Raw genomic sequence first — 540 nt, 5'->3', positions numbered from 1 at the left:
CGGATGTACTTCGCGATCGTGGCCTCGTTCAGGCCGACGGTGGACACGTAGTAGCCCTCGGCCCAGAACCTCCTGTTGCCGAACTTGTACTTCATGTTCGCGTGCCTGTCGAATATCATCAGCGAGCTCTTCCCCTTCAGGTAGCCCATCACGCTCGACACGCTGTACTTCGGCGGTATCGCCAGCAGCATGTGGACGTGGTCGGGCATCAGGTGCCCCTCGATGATCTCTATCCCCTTGTACTGGCAGAGCTTCCTGAAGATCTCCCCAAGGTCAGACCTTATTTGGTTGTAGATGACTTTGCGCCTATACTTCGGCGTGAACACGACGTGGTACTTGCACATCCACTTCGTGTGCGACAGGCTGTAGGCCTTCTGGGCCATACGCCACCACCGCCCTCTCGACTCGGATTCCTTGCGGCCTGAACAATCGCAAGTGTCCGGCGAGGGGGCGGCTTTGTAAAGCCGTTTGGCCCCACCCGCATAGCGGGTGGTTTCTGATGCGGCGCGCTGCGCGCCCCGCACAGGCTAAAGCCTTTAA

1 protein-coding gene is annotated in these 540 nt (G+C 58.9%); it reads right to left on the bottom strand.

The genetic code is table 11. The features are described 5' to 3' along the window. Positions 1-383, bottom strand: a 383-nt coding sequence (tnpA, locus tag ACQRAQ_RS08625; RefSeq protein WP_427794557.1) for an IS200/IS605 family transposase, incomplete at its 3' end; no start/stop codon positions are given. Positions 384-540 lie beyond the last annotated feature (157 nt).

This window comes from Collinsella sp. SGI.178, assembly GCF_050313495.1.
Classification (GTDB): domain Bacteria; phylum Actinomycetota; class Coriobacteriia; order Coriobacteriales; family Coriobacteriaceae; genus Collinsella.
Note: the sequence above shows the minus strand (reverse complement) of the source record. Positions and strands in the feature narration are given on the sequence as shown.